This is a genomic window from Streptomyces sp. SID1328, from assembly GCF_009865595.1.
Classification (GTDB): domain Bacteria; phylum Actinomycetota; class Actinomycetes; order Streptomycetales; family Streptomycetaceae; genus Streptomyces; species Streptomyces griseoluteus.
The window spans coordinates 1-3,281 of the sequence record NZ_WWKH01000966.1; the positions used below are offsets into that span (position 1 = coordinate 1).

Annotated in this window: 3 protein-coding genes and 1 pseudogene; 2 read left to right on the top strand and 2 right to left on the bottom strand. The window is 75.1% G+C overall.

The annotated features are described in order from the left end of the window. Both GT030_RS31260 and GT030_RS31265 read right to left on the bottom strand, forming a co-directional pair. Window positions 1-801: pseudogene (locus GT030_RS31260) on the bottom strand (hypothetical protein); the annotation flags it as partial. A 10-nt stretch (window positions 802-811) separates the two neighbouring features. Next, on the bottom strand, window positions 812-1,813 hold the full coding sequence (locus tag GT030_RS31265; protein WP_161203972.1) for an SMI1/KNR4 family protein: 1,002 nt from the start codon (window positions 1,811-1,813) through the stop codon (window positions 812-814). A 333-nt stretch (window positions 1,814-2,146) separates the two neighbouring features. Between GT030_RS31265 and GT030_RS31270 the strand changes: the two genes are divergently transcribed. Continuing rightward, window positions 2,147-2,662: a YwqJ-related putative deaminase gene (locus GT030_RS31270; protein WP_086690239.1), complete on the top strand. Its 516-nt coding sequence runs from the start codon at window positions 2,147-2,149 to the stop codon at window positions 2,660-2,662. Between the two features lie 62 nt (window positions 2,663-2,724). After that, window positions 2,725-3,258 (top strand): SUKH-3 domain-containing protein, encoded by a 534-nt coding sequence (locus tag GT030_RS31275; RefSeq protein WP_161203973.1) that lies wholly within the window; start codon window positions 2,725-2,727, stop codon window positions 3,256-3,258. Window positions 3,259-3,281 lie beyond the last annotated feature (23 nt).

A 3,281-nucleotide genomic window follows, 5' to 3' on the forward strand; every position in this document is an offset into this window, starting at 1 on the left:
CGGCCGGGCCGGAGCCGGAGGCGTACCGGTGCCCTGGGCAGGCGTCTGTGCGTCGCCCACCGCGGGCGCCACCGCCGTGGGCGGGAGCTGGCTGCCGCCCGATATCAGGGCCGTCCTGGCGTCCGGCGCGGCGGCGGGCGGGGGCGGGGTGCCGTCGTGCACCGGCGGCGCGAACACCGTCGCGGGCAGCGGCACCGAACGGTCCTCGCCGTCGCCGTTGGTGTCCGTACCGGCCCACGGGGTGTCCCCGTCCCGGCGCTCCTCCTCCGCCTCGCCCTTGGCGGCGGGCCAGGCGGCCCCGCTGTCCGGGGCGGCGACGGGGATGCCGGCCTGTGTCTGGGCCAGTCCCGGGGAAGAACCCTGGGCCGGGACCGAGGGCGCACCCTGACCGGACCCCGTGTCAGCACCCGGACGCCGGTCCGGGATGCCCAGCTTGTCCGCCGCCTCCTGCAGCCACTCCGGCGGACTCAGCAGGAACGACGTCTGGTTGAGGTCCACCCGCGCGGCGGGCGGCACCGGCACCGCGTCCTCGACGTCGTCGGGGCGGCCGTACAGCTCCTCGTACCGGCGGACGACCTCGCCCACCGGCAGCGCGGGCCACAGCGTGGCCTCGCCGCTGTCCCGCGCGATGACCAGCCGCTGGCCGCCCGCGTCGGAACGCGGGCCGTCGGCACGGTCCTCGCCCCACACCACGAACCCGAGGTCGAACTCCCGCACTCGCACCTCCCGGTGCTGGTACGCCGGGACGTCCCCGTTGATCCACTCCTCGCCGCGCTCCTGCGCGCGCGCAAACGTCACCATGACCCGGACCTCACTCCCCCGCCGGCGCCGACGCCGCGGACACCGGGACGGCGTGCGCGAAGCCGCCGTCCACCATCAGACTCGCCACCGTCTCCAGCTCCGGCGGATCACCGGCCAGCCGGGACAGGAACGCGTCGAAGTCGTCCCCGCAGGGCAGCAGCAGCCGCTCCACGCGCTCCGCCGCCGACCACGACGGGTCGGTGTCCCGTACGTCGTCGTACGCGCAGAACCACACCGAACCGGCCCGCTCGCCCTTCACCTTCACCGCGAGCAGACCGCCCTGGACGAACGCGACGCCCAGGTAGTCCTTGGTCAGGTGGTCGCGCAGGCACTTGTTCACGTACACCAGGTCGTTGACCGCCGCCTCGTCGCGGACCGTGAAGAACGGCTGGTCCAGCAGCAGGCCCAGTTCGGCGTCGAGCGCGGCGCCCACCGGGGCGCAGCCGCCGGCCGCCTTCAGGAACGACCGGTAGGCGCCGGGCAGCCGGTAGCCGAGGTCCTCCTCGACGCCCTGCACCTGCGACTCCGTCACCGCGAGCCCGGACTTGGGGAGCGCGAAGTGCGCCGGACGCGTCTCGTTCAGCGGGCGGGTGCCGCGCTTGGCGTGGTCCACCGCCGCCGTCGCCACCCCGCCGTGGTGCCGCAGCAGCGCCTTCACCTCGACCGGAATCAGCTCGAGCCGCCGGGAGTTCGCCACGTGGTGCCACGTCCAGCCGTGCGGCGTCGCCACCTCCGGCACCGTGTCCCACAGCTCGTGCCCCGACGCCGCGAGCACCGCGTTCGCCGACACGTAGTCCGTGAGCCGCAGTTCGTCGACGCCGAACCCCTCCGGGGGCTCCGCGATCTCGGCCGCGGCGCGCGCGTACGGCGCGAAGTCGGGATGACCGTGCTCGTCGATCCGCACCCCGCGCGGATGGCGGGCCGCCCGCACCGGGTCCGGGAAGTGCACGACCTGCCCGGCATAGGCCGCGTTCGGCGGCGCGGCTTCCTGCCCGAGCCGACCTGTCGTCATGGCGGTTGCCCCCTGCGGCACTCTGTACGAGCCAAGACGCCCCGACCCGTATCCGACTGTCTTCAACGTCACCGACGCCCTTGCCCGCGCCCCGGCGCGGTGCCGACAGCCTATGCGGTACACGTGTGCCGGTCACCGGCCCACCGGACCCCGGCCCTCCGCCCCACCCTCTCGAACACCCCCGCGAGAGCCCGTCAATTGTGTGACCAGCCGTCACCGCACGTGACGGCGGAGTCCCGCCCCAGCGTGTCGCACCGCCCCAGCTTCCGCAGGCGCCACGGCATTTGGCACTCTGTGTCCTCCGGGCGAGGGCCCACGGGAGGGAAGACGACCATGAACACGATGCCGACCGGAGGTACCGACGTGCGGGCCGGCGACCCTCGCATCGGCTGGAGCGACAGCACCGAACCTCCCGCCCCCGCCCTGCTGCACCGCCGCGACGGCATCCTGCCCGCCGTCGCCGCCGCCCTCTCCGTACGCGGCGCCACCCTCACCGGCACCGCCGCCCGCGGCGACCAGCCGGCCCCCCTGCACCACCTCGTGCAGGACTTCCTCGACACCCTCACCAGCGGCCAGCGCGACCGCTTCACCGGACGGTGTGCCGAGACGATCCTCATCTCCCGGCACCTCACCGCGGCCGACGCCACCCGCAGCAGGCGCTCCGCCCGCCGCCCCATGACCAACGGCGAGGCCCGCAAGTCCCTTAAGCACGCCAAGCTCACCGCCCGCCGCATACGCGAGGACGGCGACCCGCTCCACGGCTCCTTCGCCACCCCCTGCCGCGCCTGCGCCGCCCTCAGCGCCCACTTCGGCGTCCGCATCGTCGACCCGGCCGGCACCGGCGACTGACCCCGCCCCGCCCCCGCCGGGCCCCCGAAGCCAGCTCACCAGCACGACGATCGACAGGGCAGATGCACTCCGACCGCACCTCATCCCCCAGGCTCACCGCACCCCACGGGCCGGGCGGCACCGCACCCCGCTTCCCCGGCGCCGTCGACAACGCGCTGCGCACCGCGGGCTGGCACCCCGGCCGCTGGGACATAAAGCAGGCCGAGATCTGGGCCGACACCCTGCGCGAACACCTCTCCCCCGCAGGGCACCGGCACGCCGTCTTCCCCGCCGCCGTCGAAGCCTGGGCCGAGTTCGGCGGACTCCGCGTCACCCCCACCGGCACCGGCCGGCAGATCGCGCCGGCCAACCTCCACCTCGACCCGCTCCAGGGCCTGCACCTCGCCCGCACCCTCGGCGACCTCGGCCGCGCGCTCGGCACCGAACTCAGCCCGCTGGGCGAGGAGACCGACACCGCCGCCCTCCTCGCCATCGACACCCAGGGCCGCGTCTACACCCTCGACCACACCGGCGACTGGTACCTCGGCCCCGACATCGACCACGCGCTGACCGCGCTCATCGCCGGCACCCAGCCCGCCCGCCTCACCACCGGCTGACCCCCGCGGCGCCCTCCCCCGGC

What these genes read in the sequence shown, in the direction of transcription:
- GT030_RS31265 (WP_161203972.1), bottom strand. Translation starts at nt 1,813, where the DNA reads ATGACGACAGGTCGGCTCGGGCAGGAAGCCGCGCCGCCGAACGCGGCC.
- GT030_RS31270 (WP_086690239.1), top strand. Translation starts at nt 2,147, where the DNA reads ATGAACACGATGCCGACCGGAGGTACCGACGTGCGGGCCGGCGACCCT.
- GT030_RS31275 (WP_161203973.1), top strand. Translation starts at nt 2,725, where the DNA reads ATGCACTCCGACCGCACCTCATCCCCCAGGCTCACCGCACCCCACGGG.